The organism is Mesorhizobium sp. M0001 (assembly GCF_040324255.1).
GTDB lineage: Bacteria > Pseudomonadota > Alphaproteobacteria > Rhizobiales > Rhizobiaceae > Mesorhizobium.
The window spans coordinates 1-19,850 of sequence record NZ_JAMYVS010000019.1 but is presented as its reverse complement, the minus strand read 5'-3'; the positions used below and the strand labels follow the sequence as shown (position 1 = coordinate 19,850).

General features: G+C 63.3%; 21 protein-coding genes. 9 read left to right on the top strand and 12 right to left on the bottom strand.

The window, feature by feature from the left end:
- The 6 genes from NKK50_RS28895 to NKK50_RS28870 all read right to left on the bottom strand — a co-directional run bounded on the left by NKK50_RS28895 (nucleotide 1) and on the right by NKK50_RS28870 (nucleotide 6,989).
- Complete coding sequence (locus NKK50_RS28895; RefSeq protein ID WP_023668515.1) at nucleotides 1–795, bottom strand: ATP-binding cassette domain-containing protein; 795 nt, start codon at nucleotides 793–795, stop codon at nucleotides 1–3.
- Between the two features lie 4 nt (nucleotides 796–799).
- Nucleotides 800–1,786 (bottom strand): ABC transporter permease, encoded by a 987-nt coding sequence (locus NKK50_RS28890; RefSeq protein WP_023668514.1) that lies wholly within the window; start codon nucleotides 1,784–1,786, stop codon nucleotides 800–802.
- A 109-nt stretch (nucleotides 1,787–1,895) separates the two neighbouring features.
- Complete coding sequence (locus NKK50_RS28885; protein ID WP_023687083.1) at nucleotides 1,896–2,828, bottom strand: substrate-binding domain-containing protein; 933 nt, start codon at nucleotides 2,826–2,828, stop codon at nucleotides 1,896–1,898.
- A 296-nt stretch (nucleotides 2,829–3,124) separates the two neighbouring features.
- Entirely contained in the window at nucleotides 3,125–4,153 is a 1,029-nt protein-coding gene (locus tag NKK50_RS28880; RefSeq protein ID WP_196813737.1) for an ABC transporter permease, read from the bottom strand.
- Entirely contained in the window at nucleotides 4,150–5,694 is a 1,545-nt protein-coding gene (locus NKK50_RS28875; RefSeq protein WP_352544249.1) for a sugar ABC transporter ATP-binding protein, read from the bottom strand. The genes NKK50_RS28880 and NKK50_RS28875 overlap by 4 nt, the downstream gene beginning before the upstream one ends.
- 137 nt (nucleotides 5,695–5,831) lie before the next feature.
- The gene (locus NKK50_RS28870; protein WP_352544248.1) at nucleotides 5,832–6,989 is read right to left on the bottom strand and encodes a fumarylacetoacetate hydrolase family protein; all 1,158 of its coding nucleotides are present in this window, start codon (nucleotides 6,987–6,989) and stop codon (nucleotides 5,832–5,834) included.
- 176 nt (nucleotides 6,990–7,165) lie between these two features.
- On the opposite strand from NKK50_RS28870, the gene NKK50_RS28865 reads away from it, so the two are divergent.
- The 6 genes from NKK50_RS28865 (at nucleotide 7,166) to NKK50_RS28840 (ending at nucleotide 13,331) form a co-directional block, all read left to right on the top strand.
- Nucleotides 7,166–8,443 carry an NAD(P)/FAD-dependent oxidoreductase gene (locus tag NKK50_RS28865; protein ID WP_352544247.1) on the top strand — a complete coding sequence of 426 codons (1,278 nt, stop codon included), beginning with the start codon at nucleotides 7,166–7,168 and terminating at the stop codon, nucleotides 8,441–8,443.
- 96 nt (nucleotides 8,444–8,539) lie between these two features.
- Nucleotides 8,540–9,421 carry an ABC transporter permease gene (locus NKK50_RS28860; protein ID WP_352544246.1) on the top strand — a complete coding sequence of 294 codons (882 nt, stop codon included), beginning with the start codon at nucleotides 8,540–8,542 and terminating at the stop codon, nucleotides 9,419–9,421.
- Complete coding sequence (locus NKK50_RS28855) at nucleotides 9,418–10,245, top strand: ABC transporter permease (protein WP_023709184.1); 828 nt, start codon at nucleotides 9,418–9,420, stop codon at nucleotides 10,243–10,245. Before NKK50_RS28860 ends, NKK50_RS28855 begins: the two co-directional genes overlap by 4 nt.
- A gap of 25 nt (nucleotides 10,246–10,270) precedes the next feature.
- Nucleotides 10,271–11,377: an ABC transporter substrate-binding protein gene (locus NKK50_RS28850; RefSeq protein ID WP_023668506.1), complete on the top strand. Its 1,107-nt coding sequence runs from the start codon at nucleotides 10,271–10,273 to the stop codon at nucleotides 11,375–11,377.
- A 279-nt stretch (nucleotides 11,378–11,656) separates the two neighbouring features.
- Nucleotides 11,657–12,256: a helix-turn-helix domain-containing protein gene (locus NKK50_RS28845; RefSeq protein WP_023684396.1), complete on the top strand. Its 600-nt coding sequence runs from the start codon at nucleotides 11,657–11,659 to the stop codon at nucleotides 12,254–12,256.
- The gene (locus tag NKK50_RS28840) at nucleotides 12,246–13,331 is read left to right on the top strand and encodes an ABC transporter ATP-binding protein (protein ID WP_352544245.1); all 1,086 of its coding nucleotides are present in this window, start codon (nucleotides 12,246–12,248) and stop codon (nucleotides 13,329–13,331) included. Before NKK50_RS28845 ends, NKK50_RS28840 begins: the two co-directional genes overlap by 11 nt.
- A 440-nt stretch (nucleotides 13,332–13,771) precedes the next feature.
- Here NKK50_RS28840 and NKK50_RS28835 read toward each other — a convergent pair whose 3' ends face one another.
- Nucleotides 13,772–14,476 (bottom strand): SOS response-associated peptidase, encoded by a 705-nt coding sequence (locus NKK50_RS28835; protein WP_023684394.1) that lies wholly within the window; start codon nucleotides 14,474–14,476, stop codon nucleotides 13,772–13,774.
- Between the two features lie 186 nt (nucleotides 14,477–14,662).
- On the opposite strand from NKK50_RS28835, the gene NKK50_RS28830 reads away from it, so the two are divergent.
- On the top strand, nucleotides 14,663–15,016 hold the full coding sequence (locus NKK50_RS28830; RefSeq protein ID WP_023684393.1) for a nuclear transport factor 2 family protein: 354 nt from the start codon (nucleotides 14,663–14,665) through the stop codon (nucleotides 15,014–15,016).
- Between the two features lie 89 nt (nucleotides 15,017–15,105).
- Here NKK50_RS28830 and NKK50_RS28825 read toward each other — a convergent pair whose 3' ends face one another.
- Both NKK50_RS28825 and NKK50_RS28820 read right to left on the bottom strand, forming a co-directional pair.
- The gene (locus NKK50_RS28825; protein WP_023726386.1) at nucleotides 15,106–15,585 is read right to left on the bottom strand and encodes an SRPBCC family protein; all 480 of its coding nucleotides are present in this window, start codon (nucleotides 15,583–15,585) and stop codon (nucleotides 15,106–15,108) included.
- Complete coding sequence (locus NKK50_RS28820; protein WP_023687094.1) at nucleotides 15,582–15,938, bottom strand: ArsR/SmtB family transcription factor; 357 nt, start codon at nucleotides 15,936–15,938, stop codon at nucleotides 15,582–15,584. The genes NKK50_RS28825 and NKK50_RS28820 overlap by 4 nt, the downstream gene beginning before the upstream one ends.
- 164 nt (nucleotides 15,939–16,102) lie before the next feature.
- Between NKK50_RS28820 and NKK50_RS28815 the strand changes: the two genes are divergently transcribed.
- Nucleotides 16,103–16,450 carry an ArsC family reductase gene (locus tag NKK50_RS28815; RefSeq protein WP_023709906.1) on the top strand — a complete coding sequence of 116 codons (348 nt, stop codon included), beginning with the start codon at nucleotides 16,103–16,105 and terminating at the stop codon, nucleotides 16,448–16,450.
- Nucleotides 16,451–16,660: 210 nt separating this feature from the next.
- On the opposite strand, the gene NKK50_RS28810 is transcribed toward NKK50_RS28815, so the two are convergent.
- The 3 genes from NKK50_RS28810 to NKK50_RS28800 form a co-directional block, all read right to left on the bottom strand.
- On the bottom strand, nucleotides 16,661–17,017 hold the full coding sequence (locus NKK50_RS28810) for a DUF488 domain-containing protein (protein ID WP_023834820.1): 357 nt from the start codon (nucleotides 17,015–17,017) through the stop codon (nucleotides 16,661–16,663).
- 15 nt (nucleotides 17,018–17,032) lie between these two features.
- Nucleotides 17,033–18,289, bottom strand: coding sequence for an aminopeptidase (locus NKK50_RS28805; protein ID WP_031204566.1), 1,257 nt, complete (start codon nucleotides 18,287–18,289; stop codon nucleotides 17,033–17,035).
- Nucleotides 18,290–18,375: 86 nt separating this feature from the next.
- Nucleotides 18,376–19,290 carry a LysR substrate-binding domain-containing protein gene (locus tag NKK50_RS28800; RefSeq protein ID WP_023716127.1) on the bottom strand — a complete coding sequence of 305 codons (915 nt, stop codon included), beginning with the start codon at nucleotides 19,288–19,290 and terminating at the stop codon, nucleotides 18,376–18,378.
- A 94-nt stretch (nucleotides 19,291–19,384) separates the two neighbouring features.
- Here NKK50_RS28800 and NKK50_RS28795 point away from each other — a divergent pair, with 94 nt between their 5' ends.
- Nucleotides 19,385–19,585 carry a hypothetical protein gene (locus tag NKK50_RS28795; protein WP_023834818.1) on the top strand — a complete coding sequence of 67 codons (201 nt, stop codon included), beginning with the start codon at nucleotides 19,385–19,387 and terminating at the stop codon, nucleotides 19,583–19,585.
- Nucleotides 19,586–19,850: the final 265 nt, after the last annotated feature.

Here is a 19,850-nt window from a genome sequence, read left to right as displayed (position 1 = left end):
TCAGCCGTGCGATGGCCCGCCTTCGATGATGGCGTCGCGGATCTCCTTGTCCGACATCCCGGTGATGATGCGTTCGACCTCGGCCACGCTGGTCTTCTTCGGGTCGATGTCGTCGGCCACCACCTTGCCCCGGCGCATGACGACGATGCGGTCAACCACCTGGAAGACATGGTGGATGTTGTGGGCGATGAAGATGCAGGAATGCCCGGAATCGCGCGCGTTGCGCACGAAGCTCAGCACGCCTTGCGTCTCGGCGACGCCGAGATTGTTGGTCGGCTCGTCGAGGATGATCAGGTCGCTGTCGAAGTGCATGGCGCGCGCGATGGCGACGGCCTGCCGCTCGCCGCCCGACAGGGAGCCGATCGGCGTCGTCGGCGGGATGTTCTTGGAGATGCCGACCTGTTTCAACAGGTCGCGGGCGACATTGTTCATCGCCTCCTGGTCCATGCGGTTCAAAAAGCGCGGCGGTTTGATCGGCTCGCGGCCAAGGAACAGGTTGCGCGCGATCGACAGCTGCGTCACCAGTGCCGAATCCTGGTAGATCGTCTCGATGCCGTGCGCGATGGCGTCGCTGGTGCTGCGCAGATTGACCTTCTTGCCGCGGATGAAAATGTCGCCGCTGGTCAGCGGCACCGCCCCCGACAACACCTTGATCAGCGTCGATTTGCCGGCGCCATTGTCGCCGAGCAGGCCGACGATCTCCCTTTCGTTGACATGAAAATTGGCGTCTTCGAGCGCCTGCACGCGCCCGTAGGACTTTTTGATGTTGGACATGCGGATGAGCGGTTCAGCCATGGTTCTAGGTCCCTGCCTGATGCCGGCGTTCCAGCCATGAGTGCAGCGCCATCATGCCGAGGATGATGGCGCCGATGAAGATGTTGTAGGCCAGCCCGGGCACGCCGATCAGCACGATGCCGTTGCGCATGACGCGCAGGATGAGGATGCCGAGCACCGTGCCGATGATGGTGCCGCGCCCACCGGTCAGCGCCGTGCCGCCGATCACCACCATGGCGATGACTTCGAGCTCGTAGCCGGTGCCGCTGTTGGGGTTGGCGGCCGACGTGCGCAGCGACGAGATGACGCCGGCAAGCGAAGCCATCACCGACGACAGCACGAACAGGCCGATCTTGACGCCGCTGACGTTGACGCCGCGCGCCCTTGCGGCGCCTGGATTGCCGCCGGCTGCCTGGATCCAGTTGCCGGTCCGGCTTTGCGTCAGCACGTAGCCCAGTGCGATGGCCGCCGCGATGAACCAGAAGAGCGACATGTAGATGCGGAACGGGCCGATGAAGAAATCACCGACCAGCGCTTCGGCCAGCCAGCTGCCCTCGGCGCTCCACGTCCGCTGCGGAAAGCCGTCGGTGACGAACAGCGCGGTGCCGCGCACCACCAGCAGCATGCCGAGCGTCACCAGGAAGGATGGGATTTTCAGCTGCGTGACGAACCAGCCATTGACCAGGCCGATGAAGGCCGCGATCAGCAGCGCGGCGAGGAAGCCGACCTCCAGCGAGGTCAGGCCGCTGTTGAACAGCGTCCACATCAGCACCGGCGAAAAGCCGAACAGCGAGCCGACCGACAGATCGAATTCACCCGACGTCATCAACAGCGTCATCGCCAGCGCGATCAGCCCGAGCTCGACGGTGAAGGCCAGCGTGTTGGAGATGTTCTGCGGCGACAGGAAATCGTGGTTGATGCTCCAGAACACCGCGATTTCGACGATGAGCAGAACGAAGGGCCCGAATTCCGGCCTCGCGATCAGGCGTTGGATGAGCGAACGGTTTTCCACTGATAACCTGCGACAGGAAGGGGAAGGCTGAGCCCAGCGCGCAACGCGAAGGGCTCGGCGAAAAGACAGTCGCGACCGCGGCTGCGGCCGCGACTGTTGAAGGTCTGGGTTATTTGCCCGACAGGATGTCGTCGTAGACCTGCGCGGTGTCCTTTTCATAGAGCGCGCCGGTGATGACGTTGAAGCCCGGAGGAATGCCTGACGCCGCCATGTTGGCCAGCGACAGCGCGACGTAGCTGGTCGCCTGCGGGTCCTGCCACTGGCCGGCATTGACGTAGCCGGTCAGCACTTCCTGGGTGGTGTCGAGCGAGTTGCCCCAGCCGACGACCGGGATTTCGCCCGGCTTGATGCCGGCCTGGTCGAACACCCGCTTGATCGAGCCGGTGACCAGATCGCCGAGGCCGATGATTGCCTTGACCTTGGCCTTGTTGGCGGTGAGATAGTCGACCATGCGGTTGATGGCTTCGGCCTGGTCGAGGGTCGCTTCGGTGATCTCATAGGTGATCCCCAGCGGTTCGAAGACGCTCTTGATGCCTTCCTCTTCCTGGACGCCGTAGGTGGCGCCGGGGATTTCGACCGGCATCCAGACGAAGTCGCCCTTCTTCACCAGGCCCTTGTCGACCAGATATTGCGCCCAGTGCTTGCCGAAGGTGACGTTGTCGCCGCCGACATAGGCGTCGAAGCTTGCCTTGGGATCGGGCGTGTTGAAGTTGATGATCGGGATCTTGGCCGTGTTGGCTTCCTTGGCGATTTCGATCAGGCTGCCCGGATCGGGGCTGGTGGTGACGATGCCGTCGGCCTTTGCCGAGATCGCGGCGCGCACGGCCTCCTGCTGCGAGGCAACGTCGCCATTGTGGAACGAGGTGTTGACGGTGTTGCCGGTGTCCTTCGCCCATTGCTTGGCGCCGGCCAGGAAGTAGGTCCAGACCGGGTCGGCCGGGCCGCCATGCGAAATCCAGTAGAACGTCTTGGCCTGTGCCGCCGCCGGAACGGCCAGCGCCACAATCAAGCCAAGCACGAGTAATCGTAGCCTCGTCAGCATTTGCTTTCCTCCCATGTTGAAAAACGACCTCCACGTCCGGCGATGATCCGGGCCATGCCCTTGATCCTCTCCTCCTGCCAGCGCCGACCCGGATGCGCAGAGCATCTTCTTTTGCGGCCGATGGCAAGCCTCCATCCGCCCAATGGATGGTGGCGCGATGCAACGCGCCATCATCGATCCCATCAGATCGCATCAGTTAGAGGGCGATTCCAGGAAAAGTGTGAAACGGTTTTCCGTCCGGAATTGCGTCAACCAAGAGATAGAGATATTTCCCGGCAAGCAGGCGGGGCTTAAACTCAGGCGCGCGGATTTTCCTGAAAGCGCTCGGCCTGGCGGTTGCGCAGCACCTTGGCCAGCCGGTCGAGCGCGAGCGCCAGCACCATCACCGCGCCGATCACGAAGGGGCTCCATGCGGCGTCGATGCCGAACAGGGTCACGCCGCTCAAGATGACCTGGACGATCAGCATGCCGATCACCGCACCGAAGACGGTGCCGCGCCCGCCGGAAAGCGAGGTGCCGCCGATGATCGCCGCGGCAATCGCCATCAGCACGAAACCGCCGCCTTGGTCGACGTCGGTAACGGGAGAGCCAAGCCACAGCGCGCCCGCCAGCCCCGAGACGATGCCCATCAGCACCAGCGTCTGCAGCCGCACAGCACCTGTCGGGATGCCGGCATAGAGCGCCGCCTGCGGATTGCTGCCGACGGCCTGGATCCGGTAGCCGAAGCGGCTGCGGTGAAGCACGAGGTGCATCACCACCGCCATTGTGACGAAGACAAAGACAGCCGTCGGCACAAGGCCGAACAGCTTGCCGTGAACGATCTCAAAGAAGTCGCCGCCTGGGCTGGCCGGAGCTGTCGCTTGCATCTTGACGGCCACCGCCGCCAAGCCCCGGAACATTGCAAAGGTGCCCAGCGTAACGACGATGGCCGGCAGTCGCAGCGCCACCACCAGCAGGCCGTTGACGAGGCCGAGCCCGGCGCCGAGCAGCACGCCGGAAAGGGCGGCAAGCCACGGGTCGATGCCGGCGGCCAGAAGGAATGCGGTGAGAAGGGCCGCGAGATGGAATATCCAGCCGACGGAAAGGTCGATCTCGCGGAGTGCGAGCACGAACACCATGCCGATCGCCAGCATGCCGGGATACGCAGCGGTTTCCAGCAACGACAGCACATTGGCCTCGTCGAGGAAATCCGGCCGGGCAAAGCCTGTAATCGCCACAAGGACAACGAGCCCGATGAGCGGCCTGAGTTCGACGGGCAGGTGAAGGCTGCGCTTCGGGTGGGCAGCCGAACCGGCAAGCTGTAGCATGGGATCCAATCGTGTCATGCCATGGCTCCCACGAGTTTCTTTTTCGGCCGCTCCGCCTCCGGCATCTCGCCGGTGGTGGTCAGTTGCAGCACTGTCCTTCGCTTCATCTCGGCGCCGGACAGCTCGCCGGCGACCCGGCCGCGGTGGAAGACAAGGACGCGGTTGCTGAGGTTGGTCAGTTCGGACGGCTCGACCGAACGCAGCAAAACGATACAGCCATTGGCCGCCATCTGCCGGATCAGCGCATAGATCTTGCGCTTGGCAGCCGCCTCGATACCGCCAGCCGGATTGTCTAGGAGCAGCACTTGCGGCGCCGTCTCCAGCCATTTGGCGATTACGATCTTCTGCTGATCGCCGGCCAGCAGCGAATTCACCGGCGCGTCCGGCAGGCCCTTGATGCGCAGCGCATCGATCTGCCTTGCGGCGGCGGCGATCGCGGCCTTGGGCGAGTAGCGGCGAGACCCCCAGTTGCGGGCGCCGGTAGCGATGTTGCCTATGTTGAAGGCCAGCGACCGGTCGGGCATCAGGCCGTTGCACAGGCGGTTGGCCGGCACCAGGCCGATGCCGCGCCGCGCCGCTTCGGTCGGATTTCCAGGCAAGCCGTAGCCGTCGGGGAGCCGCACCCTGCCGCCTTGCGCCTCGCGCAGGCCAAACAGCATCTCGAACAGGTCTTCAACGCCCGACCCCTCAAGCCCGGCCAAGCCGAGGATCTCGCCGGAGCGGGCGGTGAAGCTGACGCCGGAAATCCGGCCGCCGCTCAGACCCTCCACCGTGATCCGCGGCCTTATCGTGCTGGCATTGGCCGGCAGTGCAGGCGGGAACAGGCTGCCGCGCTGCTGGCCGATCATGGCGTCGATCACATCGGCTTCGCTCAACGCCGAGCGCTCACTTGTCAGCACGTCACGGCCGTTGCGCATCACGGTGACCTGGTCTGCGATCGCAAACACGTCCTCCAGCCGGTGCGAGACATAGAGGACGCTCGTGCCCTTGGCCTTGAGGTCACTTAGTACGGTGAACAGGTGCTCGGTCTGGCGCCGGTCGAGCGCAGAATTCGGTTCATCGAGGATCAGCAGCCTCGGGCCTTCCAGAATTGCGCGGCCGAGTTCGACATATTGCCGTTCGCCCATGCCGAGTTGTCCCACAGGAGCGTGGACATCGACGTCGAGCTTGAGTTGCCGAAGCAAGGTGCGGCTGCGTGCCTCCATCTCGCGCCTGGAGACGAAGCCATTGCGCAACGGCTCGCGATTGACGAACAGATTGGCCAGCACCGAGCGGTCGGCAAACAGGCCGAGCCCCTGGTGGACGACGCCGAAGCTGTGCTTGCGTGCAGCGATCGGGCTGTCGACGGTGACGATCTGGTCGCCGACGCGGATGGTGCCGCTGTTGGGCCGGAGCACGCCGGCAAGCACCTTCACCAGCGTCGACTTTCCGGCGCCGCTTTCACCGACGACAGCGTGGATGGTCCCCTGTCCGACAGACAGGTTCATATCCCTGAGCGCGACAACGCCGCCATAACGCATGGCGAGATTGCGCACCGATATCATCGGCAAACCGAGCATGCGATTCGGCCCCCACAGACCGCGCCCCGATCCTGGAGCGAATTTCCGATACAGTCACCCGGATTCCGCTAACAAACGGCTTACAGGGACCGGATACGAACGTTTATCGGCTATCCGTTCGTCCCGCTGCTCCGAAATCAGATCAGGTCGGCCTTGGCGAGGTCCCGCATGAGATGGCTGGCGCCGTAGGTCCAGTGCGGGCAATCGGGCGACAGAAGCACGCGGTTCACCAGCGCGCCGAATTTCTCCGACGAGATGGTGACGATGTCGCCGATCTTGTGGGTGAATCCCTTGCCCTTCTCGCCGCGATCCTTCGACGGCACGAACATGGTGCCGAGATAAAGCGCCAAGCCGTCGGGATACTGGTGGTGCGGCCCCATGGCGGCCGCGACCAGCTCTTCGGGCGAACGGCTGATCTCGGCCATCGAGCTCGCGCCCTCCAGCGAAAACCCGTCCTCGCCCTCGACCTTCAGCCGCACCGTGGCGCGCTTGACATCGTCGATGGAAAAGCTTGCGTCGAACAACCGGATGAAGGGCCCAAGCGAGGCCGAGGCATTGTTGTCCTTGGCCTTGCCGAGCAGCAGCGCCGAGCGTCCCTCGACGTCGCTCAGATTGACGTCGTTGCCGATGGTCGCGCCGACGATCTTGCCGGTGCTGGCGGCGATCATGGCGATCTCCGGCTCGGGGTTGTTCCAGGTGGAGACAGGATGCAGCCCGACATCGGCGCCGAAGCCGACGGACGCCATCGGCTGGCATTTGGTAAAGATCTCGGCGTCGGGGCCGATGCCGACTTCCAGATATTGCGACCAGGCGCCGCGCTGGATGAGCTTGGCCTTGATCTCCATCGCTTCGGGTGAGCCGGGCTTCAGCTTCGACAGATCGTGGCCGATCAGCCCGGCAATGTCGGCGCGGATGGCGTCGGCCTTTTCCGCCGAGCCGCGCGCCTGCTCCTCGATGACGCGTTCGAGCAGGCTGACCACGAAGGTCACGCCCGACGCCTTCACCGCCTGCAGGTCGACAGGCGAGAGCAGATAGGGTTTTGCCGGATCGCGGGTGGCCTGAAAACTGTTGGCGGCGATCGCGTCGAGCGAGCCGATCGGTTCGCCCTTGGCAGAGCGCACGTGTCCGGCCGGATCGGCCATCTCGCAGATGTCGCGCACTGTGGGTGCGGTGGTCGAGGTGACGTCGAAAACGATCCCGTCGCGCACGGTGACCACCAGAGGATGCGAGGCATCGCTTGCCCTGGCTCGGCCGATGAAGAGCCCGTCGGCGGGAAGCTGCGTTGGGTTCGTCATGGCTTACGGTCCTTTGATGATCGAGATGGCAGCTGGGCCGCTGCACTTTCACCGGATTCACGCCAAAGGTCTATCCCGTGGCGCAGGCAATTGTCGGTTCTGACATGAGGCCCGCTCTTTCAAAAAAATGAAACTGGCACTAGAATTTTCATTTTCCGCATACTCCAGGTGAAGCCTTGCCCGCACCGTTTTCCGTTCCGATCTGGCAGAAGCCGCAGACCGCATCCGCCTTCCAGTTGCTCGTCACTGCGCCGGTCGACGTTGCCATCGTCGGCGGCGGCTTCATGGGCCTGTCGACCGCCTTGCACGCAGCCCGGCTCGGTCTCGGTGTACAGGTGCTGGAGGCTGGCGAGATCGGCCAGGGCGCCTCGGGCCTCAATGGCGGCCAGGTCATTCCCGGCCTGAAATATGATCCCGAATGGCTGCTCGAGCATTTCGGCCCCGAGCGTGGCCAAGCGCTGGTCGATTTCGCCGCCTCGACGGCGGATACGGTGTTCGATCTCATCCAAGACGAAAAGCTGGCGGTGCCGTTCACCCGCAATGGCTGGATCCAGGCCGCGCATACCGAAACCGCATTGAAAGCGGCGGCGAACAGGGATCGTCAATGGCGGGCGCGTGGCGCCGATGTCCGGCTTCTGAATGAAAGCGAGATCGCCGCTATGACCGGCGCGCAAGGCTATCTCGGCGGCTGGCTCGACCGCCGCGCCGGCATCATCGATCCGCTCGCCTATACAGTGGAACTGGCGCGCATCGCCGCCGCCGCCGGCGCCAGCATTGCCGAGCGGCAGAAGGTGGTGAAACTCCGCAAGGAGGCCGGCCTTTGGCGTGTCTCAACCGAAAGCGGCGCCGAGGTGCGGGCGAAAGCGGTTGTCCTGGCGACGAACGCCTATACCGATGGACTGCTTCCGGGCCTCGCGGAAACGATCGTGCCGCTGCATTCCTTCCAGGTCGCGACCGCGCCGCTGTCATCCAACCTTGCGGCGACGATCCTGCCGGAAGGGCAGGCGGTGTCCGACTCCAGGCGCATTCTCGTCTACTACCGCAAAACAACCGACGGCCATCTGGTGCTTGGCGGCCGCGGCCGCATGGCGCGGCCGAGGAGCGAGGCCGACTGGGCGCATCTGCAGCACGCGCTGGTGCGGCTCTATCCGGCCTCGGCCCATATCTCGATCGAGAAACGCTGGTTCGGTCGTGTGGCGATGACGCCGGATCACCTGCCGCACATCCATGAGCCGGAAAAGGGCCTGCTCGCCGTGGTTGGTTGCCAGGGCAGGGGCGTCGGCCTGATGACCGCGCTGGGAAAACGCATGGCGGGCTACCTCGCGGGCGGCGATGTCAATCAATTGCCGTTCCCGCTGTCGCCGGTCCGGCCGATTCCGTTCCACGCCTTCCGCCAGGTCGGCGTCGCCGCGACCATCGCCTGGTACCGGATGCTCGACGCCTTCGAGCGCTGATTGGGCGCCGGTCGCCTAGGCCTCGTGGATTCAGCTTGACAGTTTCACAAATATGAAAAAAGCTAAGCCGATTTCATATTTCCGTTGAGCAGTCCGATGTCGAGCATCGTTGCACCAGAAGCGCCGGCAGGGTCGTCCCGAGGCTTCCGCTTCGCCATGTTGCTGCCGGGCGGGCTCGTCACCTTGTTCCTGATCCTGTTTGCCCTTGGCCTTGTGCTCTTCCTCTCACTTCGCGGCAATGACGGTTCGCTGCTCGGCGCCGGCTTCACGGCAGGCAACTTCATCACCGTGGTCTCCGATCCGCTCTACTGGACGGTGACGCTGCGCTCGCTGGTGATCGCCGGCCTGGTGACGCTGGCGACCGTCGTCACCGCCTATCCCGTCGCCTACTATCTCGCCTTCCATGCCGGCCGCCGCCGCAGCCTGCTTTTGTTTCTGGTGACCCTGCCGTTTTGGACCAGCTATCTCCTGCGCGTCTTCGCCTGGAAGATCGTGCTCGCCTACAACGGCGTCTTGAACTCGGCGCTGATCGAAAGCGGCATCTGGTCGGAGCCGACGCTGGCCTTCCTCAACACGCCGGCGGCGGTGGTCGTCACGCTGGCGCATGCCTATGCGCCCTTCGCCATCCTGCCGATCTATGTGGCGCTGGACACCATCCCGAAATCACTGCTCGAAGCCGCCTCCGATCTCGGCGCCAGACCGTTCACGGCGTTTCGCCGCGTCGTCTTGCCCAATTCGATGCCGGGCGTTCTGGCGGCCGCCCTCGTCGTCTTTGTGCCGACGGTCGGCGACTATGTCACCCCGGCCATGGTCGGCGGTCCCGCCAGCACCATGATCGGCACATTGATCCAGTCGCAGTTCGGCAAGGCCAATGACTGGCCGTTCGGGGCGGCACTTTCAGTCTGCGTGATGCTGGTCATCCTCTGCGTGGTGCTGGTCGCACGCGGCGCCGACCGCAGATTCGGCAGCCGCACATGAGCGCCGCGCGGAGAGATGATGGCCGCGGCTGGCTCGGCGTCTATGTGCTTGCCTATCTCGTCTTCCTCTATCTGCCGGTGCTGTTGATCCCGCTGTTTTCCTTCAACAACTCCATCCAGGCCGCGTTTCCGCTGCAGGGCTTCACGCTCGAATGGTATGCCACGCTCTATGGCAATCCGGCGCTGTCCGGCGCGCTTTTGAACAGTCTCGTCATTGGCGTCGTGGCCGCCGCCGGCGCCACGCTCTGCGGCATCACCGTCTCCTATATGGACCTCTACGGTCGTTCGCCGCTCGCCGCCACCATCAGCGCCATCTCCAGGCTGCCGATCCTGATCCCCGGCGTCATCGTCGGCATATCGTTGCTGATCCTCGTCAATCTCATCGGCCTCGGCCCGTCGCGCATCGCCATCGTTCTCGGCCACATACTGGTGGCGCTGCCGACCACCGTGGTGATCATGCGCAGCCGGTTTGCCGCAATTCCGAAAACCATTCGCGAGGCCGCACTCGATCTCGGCGCTTCCGACTGGACGACCTTCCGGCGGGTGATGTTGCCGCTCTCGCTGCCGGCCATCGTCTCGGCCTTCATGCTGGCCTTTCTGATTTCCTTCGACGAGTTCATCGTCGTCTTCTTCCTCGCCGGCACCGAGCCGACGCTGCCGCTCTACATCTGGAGCCAACTGCGTTTTCCTCGCTCGCTGCCGACCGTGATGGCGCTGGGGACAGCTATCCTTGCTGTGTCAGTCATCATCGCCGGCATCGCCGAAATCCTGCGCCATCGCGGGCTGAGCACAGCCCGTCGGACGGCGCCCACCAGTCCAGCCTGAACCATAACAAAAGAGGAGAACCGAAATGGCATTCGACCCGAAATCAATTACTGGGCTGAAATCGATCACTGGCCCGAAATCGATCACTGCAAAGACAGCCCGCACCGGGCTTGCCGCGCTTGCAATCGTCCTGTCGTCGACTGTCGCCTTCGCCGCCGACAAGCTGCAATATTTCACTTGGTCCGGCTATGAACTGCCAGACTTCAACAAGAGCTTCCTGACGGCCCATCCCGATGGCGTCGAGGCCTCGATCTTCGGCGACGACGACGATGCCTTCACCAAGGTCAAGGCCGGCTTCCGCCCCGATATCGCCCATCCCTGCTACGACAAGGTGGCGCGCTGGAACAAGGAAGGCCTGCTGCAGCCGATCGATACCAAGCGCATCAAGAACTGGGATTCGATCTTCCCGGTGTTCAAGAACCTGCCCGACATCCAGGCCGGCGACGGCAAGGTCTGGATGGTGCCGTGGGATTGGGGCAACACCTCGATCCTCTACCGCACCGATCTGGTGAAGAACCCGGAAGCGAGCTGGAACCTTCTGTGGGACAAGCAATATGCCGGCCGCATGGCGACCATCGATGCCGTGCATGACACGCCGATCGTTGCAGCACTTCTGGCCGGCGTAAACCCCTTCGATATGACGCCGGAGCAGATGGACAAGGTGGCGGAAAAATTGCGCGAGCAGCGTCCGCTGCTCTCCAACTACACCACCGACATGACCTCGGTCGAACAGGCGCTGGCCAGCGGCCAGCTGGTCGCCGCCATGACCTGGAACGCGTCGGCAACCTCGCTGAAGAAGCAGGGCGTGCCGGTCGAGTTCATGAAGCCGAAGGAGGGCATGCTGACCTGGGCCTGCGGCTTCGTCATGCTCAAGGACGCCAAAAACGTCGACCTCGCCTATGACTTCATCAACAGCCGGCTCGACGCCGACTCGGGTAAGTACCTGATCCAAGCCTACGGCTATGGCAGCTCGCTGAGCACCGCCTTCGCCGGCGTGGCGAAGGACGAACTGGACAAGCTGCAATTGCCGGCGGACCCGGAGGTGATGCTGAAGACCACCATCTTCACCGGCCCGATGAAGCAGAACGACGATGTGGCGAAGATGTTCGAGAAAGTGAAGGCGGGCGGGTGAGGGATCCATCGCCGACGGTTGCGCTGCCCCTCACCTGCCTGCCGGCATCCTCTCCCCGTATAGTGACGGGGAGAGGGGCGCTGTCACCAGCGATTTCGCAAATCGCAAACGTTGCAGAAATGGCGCCGAGTTTGCGACCAGCCGCTTTCTCCCCGTCACTATACGGGGAGAAATGTCCGGCAGGACAATGAGGGCAGCGCCGACGGCAGGTAATTGTGACTAATCTCCTGAAGCCGCGGGTCTTGCCGCCGCGCCAAAGACTGCAACAAGGACCAACTGATGGACATGCTTGAAGCGAAACCAAAGGCCGACGCCGACATTCGCGTCGGCCGGCGCGTGCGGGCGCTGCGGCTGGAGCGCAATTTGTCGTTGGCCGAGCTGGCAGCAAAAGCCGGCGTCTCCATCGGTGCGCTGAGCCAGATCGAGCGCGGCCTGTCTTCGCTGCGCGTCAAGGTGATCTGGCCGCTTGCGGCCGCGCTCGACATCGAGCCTTCGGCGCTGATCACCGACGGCAACGAAGCCGCCAACGATCTCTATTGCGTGCGCGCCGACAAAAGGCGGCAGCTCCCGGTCAAGTCGGAAGGCATCGCCAAGGCGCTGCTGTCGCCGCCGGGCGCGGCGCTGACCGGCCTCTTGGTGACCGTGGAAGCCGATGGCGGCACGGCGGAAGCCTATGCGCATATCGGTCACGAGTTCGGCTATGTCCTGTCGGGCGAGGTCGAACTGGTGGTGGACTCGACAAAATACGTGCTGAAGAGCGGCGACTCCTTTGCCTTCAAGAGCACGCTTCTGCACGCCTTCCGCAATCCCGGCACCGAGCCTTGCCAGATCCTCTGGGTCAACACCACCAAGCCGTCCGAGGTTCGCGATGGCGCCTGATGCGCTGGTACGCGTGGACACGGTCTCGAAGGTTTTCCCCGGCGGCATTGTCGGGCTCGACGCCGTCGATCTCGACATTATCAGCGGCGAGTTCATCACCCTGCTCGGGCCCTCGGGCTGCGGCAAGACCACCAGCCTGCGCGTCATTGCCGGTTTCGAGAGCCCGTCGAGCGGCAAGGTGCTGCTTGACGGCCGCGACATCACCGCGCTCAGGCCGTTCGACCGTCCCGTCAACACCGTGTTCCAGGATTATGCGCTGTTCCCGCATATGAACGTCGCCGAGAATGTCGGCTTCGGCCTGTCGCTGCGCAAACTGTCCGGCGCCGAGCAGGCAAAGCGCGTCCGCGAAGCCCTCGACATGGTCGGCCTCGCCGACAAGCTCGGCGCCCGCGTTTCCGAACTGTCGGGTGGCCAGCGCCAGCGCGTCGCGCTCGCCCGAGCCATAGTCTGCGAGCCGCGCGTTCTGTTGCTCGATGAACCGCTGTCGGCGCTCGATGCGCATCTGCGCGAACAGATGCAGGTCGAACTGAAGCGGCTGCAGTCGCGGCTCGGCACCACCTTCGTCATGGTCACCCACGACCAGACCGAAGCGCTGTCGATCTCCGACCGCATCGTCGTCATGAACAAGGGCCGCATCGAGCAGATCGCGCCGCCGGCTACGCTTTACGACCGGCCGGCGACGAAATTCGTCGCAAGCTTCATCGGCACCATGAACCTCTTGCAATCGCGCTTCATCGGCCGCGACGGCGACCGCCTGCGCTTCGCCGCTGGCGGGCTTTCGCTGGAAGCAACATCCGAAACCGGCGACACACCCGGCGAAGGCACTGAGCGCACCATCGGCGTTCGCCCCGAGGACTTGCTGGCCACCACCGATGCCGCCGCCGGCACCGCGCCGGCGCGCGTCAACTCCATCGTCTTCCACGGCCGCACGCTGCGGCTGCATGCTGAGCTGGGGCAGGGATTGCCGGTGGTGATCGATGCGCCGCGCCAGGCCGAGGGCTTTCAATTCAGCGTCGGCGACGTGGCGCATATCAGCCTGCGCCGTGGTGCCAACTGCCCTATGCTGCCAAGCTGATCCAACCCAATCCCTTCATCGACGGTTGGATTTAACCTGCTGTGAAGATCGCCAAGGTGGAATTAAGTGTGAATTGACTCGCAAAGGAACATATTCCTACTTTGCGGGATGCCCGAACTAAGCACCCGACCGCGCCGAAATGTGCAAACCCTCTGCTTGGCGCATGAAGTCGGGCAGCTAATTCGTGTTCGATGTCGGAACTGCAACATCACTCGACACTATCTGCCTGGCGATCTCGCAAAGCTGGTTGGTGATATCCCCTTTTGGGATGTGGAGCGGCACATGCGGTGCGAGCGCTGCAAAGGTCGTGAGCTCGATGCAGGCATCATTCTGCCAAGCGCTGCTGAACGCCTTAAAATTCGCGTCAGACGTCTTGTCGAAATCCGCATGGTTCGCCGGGTAATCTGGCGAGACGACGATTGAGGAGAGCCGATTTCGGGCTAAAACAGAGACCCTTGGGCCGGGGCCTGTGGTGGGAACTTGATCTGTGTGGCTGGCTTCTCAACGATCACCAACGCGTCGTTGGGCGCCGTCCGCTGCAAACGCCGTGCTTCCGACCATGGCGCCGTCAGCCAAGCCTCGGTTTCCTCCGGCGTGGTGAGGATCACGGGCATAGCCTTCTCATGTATCGGCGCAATGAGAGCATTAGGCTTGGTGGTCATGAAGGCGTATAGCTCGAAGTCGCCGGGACCGTCCTTGACCTTTCGCACGCCCTGCCAAGACGTCCAGAAACCAGCGAAGAAGAACAGCGGCCGGCTCTCGCCACGGGCAAACCAGTAATTTCGCTGGATTCCTGTTTCCGGGTCTTTATCGTTCGCCGCAGGGCTGGGCTCGGCAAAGCTGGTCACCGGCACGACACATCTGTGCTCGACGCCCACATATTGCTGCCAGTGCGAATATTGCGGATTGCGAACGTTGGTGGTGCCGTAGTCGGCCTTACCTTTCATGCGCTCGGGCGGCGTTGGCAAACCCCAAAGCAGTTTCGCCAGTTCACGCTCCCCATCCGTCCTGTTGCGAACGACAAGCCCAGGTTGATTGGGATAGACATCAAGCGAAGGTTCGAGGTTGCCGCTGATATCGCGCAATGTGCGGGTCCATTGGCGGACCGCCTCTTGCGTCGTCGTGATGTTGTAGAGGTTGCACATGCACCCAGCATTGCGGAATTGGCTTTTGTCTGCAACCGAAGTCGCTGTCCGACGCCGCCGCAATCGTCGTCACACAGCCGCGCTATATCATCGTCCTGACACACCTTGTCAGCTGTCGTGCGGGTAAAGGTGGCGGGCCGGCAAGCGCTTCCCTACTTCAAACCAGTCTGAACAGGAGGAACACACATGACCATCGCGGATGTTGCCAAGGATTTCACCGAAATGCTCCAGCAGGGGGATCACCTGGGTGCTGGTGAAAAGTACAATGCCGATGATATCGTCAGCCTCGAAGCCATGGAGGGGCCGATGGCCATCGCCCGTGGCAAGGAGGCTCTCAGGCAAAAGGGCGAATGGTGGCAAGAGAACCACGAAGTCCATGGCGGCTCTGTCGAAGGCCCCTATGTCAACGGCGACCAGTTCGCGGTGCGCTTCAAGTTCGACATAACGCCCAAGGCCACCGGCGAACGGGTCACCATGGACGAGGTTGGCCTGTACACCGTCAAGAACGGCAAGATCACCGAAGAGCGCTTCTACTACTGAGCCCGGGTGCCGTAGGGTTCCGGCGCACTTCGCTGCACGACCCAAAAACCAGGCGGCCGGGACAAAGTCCTGGCCGCAGTGGGAAAAGCTCAAATGGTCTTCACATACTGCGCCAACTGATCGGCCACCGTGCCCCAGCCGTCGAAGAACCCCATCTCTTCATGATTGTTGCGGGTAGCCTGGTCGCGATGGATGGCCGTTGCCGTGTAGCGCGTGCCCTTGTCATCCGACTGAAGCGAAATGACTGCGGTGATGAAGGGCTCGCCCGAGGGCCGATAGCCCGGCAGCAGCGCATCGGTCCACACCAGCCGCTCGTTCGGCACGATCTCGAGATAGCAGCAATGGCGGTCGTTGACCTCCTTGCCGTCGGGCGATTGCATGCGCGTCCGGAACAGTCCGCCCGGACGAAGGTCGATCTCGCAATCGGTGATCAGCCAGGGCTTGGGCGTGAACCATTGCTTGACATGCTCCGGCACCGTCATCGCGCTCCACAAGAGTTCGCGCGGCGCGTCGAGCTTGCGCTCCAGCACAAGGTCCAGTCTGGGGTCGGGCTTGAAGGGATAGCTCACTTTTCTTGCTCCTTGAGGCTCATCACATAGGCGTCGAATTGATCGAGTCGGCGCTCCCACAGCGTGCGCTGTTCGGCCAGCCAGTTTTCGGCGAGCTGCAGCGGTTCGGGCGCCAGCTGATAGGTCCTGGTGCGGCCGATTTTTTCCGATCGCACCAGTCCGCAGCCTTCCAGCACTTTCAGATGCTCGATGAAGGAAGGCAGCGCCATCTCGAAAGGCTGCGCCAACTCGCTGACTGAGGCGGGACTGCGGTTCAACCGCTCGACCACGCGCCGCCGCGTCGGGTCAGCCAGCGCGCGGAAGATGCCGTCGATCGGCGGGAGACTTGTAGTTGGGGCGTGGAGGCTTGGCATGGGCGATCCTGAGGTCTGTCGACGCGGTGCAGCAGATACTTAGGAAATTTCCTTAGTATTGGCAACCTCTAAAAAAGCGCCGCTAGCGATTGGGACGCTGGCAAAGCGGGGAGGGCGGTTTTAGGCTGTCTGAGGATTCGACTGTCAGTCGAGGGAAGCGCGTTTTGACGATCACCATGTACGGCATCACCACCTGCGACACGATCCGCAAGGCGCGCACCTGGCTGGAGGGCCATGCTGTGCCCTACCGCTTTCACGACTACCGGGCCGAGGGGATAGAGGCGGGCAGACTGGACGGGTGGGTCGGCAAGGTTGGCTGGGAAAAGCTGCTCAACAAGGGCAGCACCACATTTCGCGAACTGCCGGACAAGGACAAGCAAGGGCTCGACGAGAAGAAGGCCAGGAAGCTGATGCTGGCCAACCCGACGATGATCAAGCGCCCGGTGCTCGAGGTCGGGGATGAGATTTTGGTTGGCTTCAAGCCGGAGGCTTATGAAGGGGTGGTGAAGTAGCGTCGCCTCGCTTCGTCATCCTGTGGCGAAGCTAGGTTCGAAGCGACGCAGCGCAGACCATGGGATCCTGTCGGTCTCCTTCCCACCCCAAACATAGCATGGGAACAACACACAGGATCCTCGGGTCAGCCCGAGGATGACGAACGCGTGGAGGGCGATCGCTAATTGTGAAGGCTTTCGCTTGCGGCGTATGCAGCGGTTCGCTGTCTCTCAACCCGTCCCGCGCAAATACCCCGCCAACGCCACCGCATTGTTATGCGCCTCGTCATGCGCGCCATAAAGCAGCGTCACCTTGGCCTTGCCGAGCAAGCCACGCAGTTTCGCCACCGCTTCTCTATTCCCATCCAGCTCGACCGAATACCGCACCTGAAACTCCGCCCATCGCGCCGGCTCATGTCCGAACCACCTCCGCAATTCATCGCTCGGCGCGATCTCCTTCAGCCACAGCGTCAGCGCGGCATCCTCCTTGCTGATGCCGCGCGGCCAGATGCGATCGACCAGCACCCGCTGCCCGTCATCGGGCGCGGGTGCTTCGTAAATTCGCTTGACCGTCAGGTCGAAACCCATCCGCCCTCCGCGAGCTTACGCCCACTCGCCCTTGCGCATCACCGGCACCTTGCGGCCATCCTTGTGCACGCCGTCTATGTCGATCTTGTCCGAGCCGATCATCCAGTCGATGTGGATAAAACTCTTGTTGCCGCCGCGCTGGGCGATTTCGTCCTGGCTGAGCGAGGCGCCGTCGACGAAGCATTTTGAATAGCACTGCCCGAGCGCGATGTGGCAGGCGGCGTTCTCGTCGAACAGCGTGTTGAAGAACAGCAGGCCGCTGGCCGAGATCGGCGAGGAATGCGGCACCAGCGCCACCTCGCCGAGCCGGCGCGAACCCTCGTCGGTGTCGAGCACTTTCTTCAGCACGTCCTCGCCCTTCGAAGCCTTGGCCTCGACGATCCTGCCCTCTTCGAAACGCACCGAGATATCGTCGATCAGCGTGCCCTGGTAGGACAGCGGCTTGGTCGAGGATACACGGCCGGAGACGCGCCGTGCATGCGGCGTGGTGAAGACCTCCTCGGTCGGGATGTTCGGATTGCAGGTGACGCCGTTCTTGGCAGTCGAGGCGCCGCCCATCCATTCATGGCCATCGGCCAGCCCGACGGTGAGGTCGGTGCCCGGGCCGCTGAAATGCAGATCATGGAAATTGTGCTCGTTCAGCCACTTTGTGCGGCCGCGCAGCGCTGCATTGTGCGCCGTCCAGTTTGCGATCGGGTCTTCCACATCGACCCGTGATGCCGAAAAGATCGCATCGGCGAGCTTCACCACGGCGACATCGTCGGCATCGCCGGGGAAGACCTGTTTTGCCCAGGCGAGATCCGGGTAGGCGACGATGTTCCAGTTGATGTCGAAGCCGGTGATCTTTTCCAGCGCCGGCTGGTAGGCCATCGAGTTCGCCTTGTTGGCGCGCGCCACTTTCGCCGGGTCCTGCGCCGACAACAGCGACGGGTCCTCGCCGCGCACGGCAAGCCGCGCCGCATTGTTGGAAAAGGCCTTCGCCATGCCTTCATACATCCAGCCGGCGGCGCGGTCGAAGCCGGCATCCGCCCCGTAGCGGAAGCGCGCCAGCGTGATCTCGTCATCGTTGAAGATCGGCGTTACCAGCCCGGCGCCCGCCTTGTAAGCGTGCTCGACGATGCGCCTGGTCAGCGGCAGGGCTGCGGTCGACGAGGTCAGCACCAGATCCTGCCCCGGCTGCAATTGCAGCCCGACCTTGATGGCGACTTCCGCCAGCCTGTCGAGCTTCACCGGGTCGATCGTTGCGGAAACGCCGCGCGAATGTGTGGTCATGATCCTGCCTGTCTTGGTCTTGGGGGTGAAGCTTCCAACATAGATCGGCGCGGCTGTGCTTTCCAGCACTGTCGCGACGGACAGCCCTAGGCAGCGCTTTCCAGCGCGCTGAACTGCGCCACGGTCGCCGCGATTTCCTCGCGGATCCAGATCTTGAAATCGCGCACCTTGCGGCTTTCGGTCTTGGTCGCCGAGGTCACCAGCCAGTAGCCGAGGCCGCTCTGCGCCCGCACGCCGAAAGGCGCGACGAGGCGGCCGTCGGCCAGCGCATCGGCGGCCAGCAATTGCCAGCCGAGCATGACGCCGTGGCCCGCGATTGCCGATTCCAGGCACAACATCGGGTCGGTGAAGCGCGCGCCCTTGCGAAAAGTGACCGGCTCGGCCCCGGCAGCCTTGAACCAGCTCTCCCAGTTGATCATCGCCCGCTCGTCGGTGATGGCGCAGGTCTGCGCCAGGTCTTCGATCGACTTCAGTTTCTTGGCGATCACCGGCGCGCAGACCGGAAAGACTTCCTGCGCCAACAAAAGTTCCGCCCGGCCGCCCGGCCATTTGCCGTCGCCAAGCCGGATGGCGATGTCGATGTCGGAACGTTCGAGATCGGCGAGGCGCACCGAGGCGTCGATGCGCAGCAGCACGTTGGGATGGCGATCGAAATGCCGCGACAATCGCGGCAGCAGCCATTTCGAAGCGAAGGCCGGCGCCACCGAAACCACCAGCGTGCATTGGCTTGCCTCGTCGGCCAGCGCCACCGCCTGCGCCAGCTCGCGAAAACCGGCGCCCAGCCGGGCGGAAAAAACCGTGCCGAACTCGGTCAGCACCAGCCCGCTCGCCGTTCGTTCAAACAGCGCCTGTCCAAGCTGCTTTTCGGTGCGGTTGATCTGCTGGCTGACGGCGCTGACGGAGACGTTGAGCTCGCCGGCAGCGGCCGCCAGCGAGCCGAGGCGGGCGACGGTTTCGACGGCGCGCAAGCCGTTGAGATGGACGCGGTTCAGCATAGCCATTCCAGTTTTTCTAAACCGGCGCGGCCGAAATCTCAATTGAAAGACGGCGAGACAGGGCAGATTCTAGCGGGACAGTCAGACCGAGGAGGTGAGGATGGTGACGATCGTATCATTGCTCAAAGTCTTTGCCGGCTACACGCGGCGGCGCCATGACGGCGATGTCCTCAATTGGGTGACCGATCCGCTGTCGCATCCCGTGCTCGACACCATGTCGGAGCGCGAACTCGCCGACATGCCGTTTCGCCTGACGGCGCGCCGCACTGCATACGAGACGGCGCAAGCAGGCTGCCGCTGAAATCGCGGACGCGGTAACTGGGAAGGCGATACCGTCGGCGCCAGCGCTGCCCCTCATTGCCCTGCCGGGCATTTCTCCCCGTAAGGGGAGAAAGGTCGCCGGCGCCGAAGGTTTTGCCAATTACCAGCCCTGCAGGCAAGGGCGCCGAGGCACACGGTTAACTGTCCAGCCGATAGATGGGTAACACTTTGAACCGGATACATAGGTGACACTTCTCTCCCCCTATGCGTCCGCCGCAGCGCCAAGCGGATTGGTTGGCGCGGCG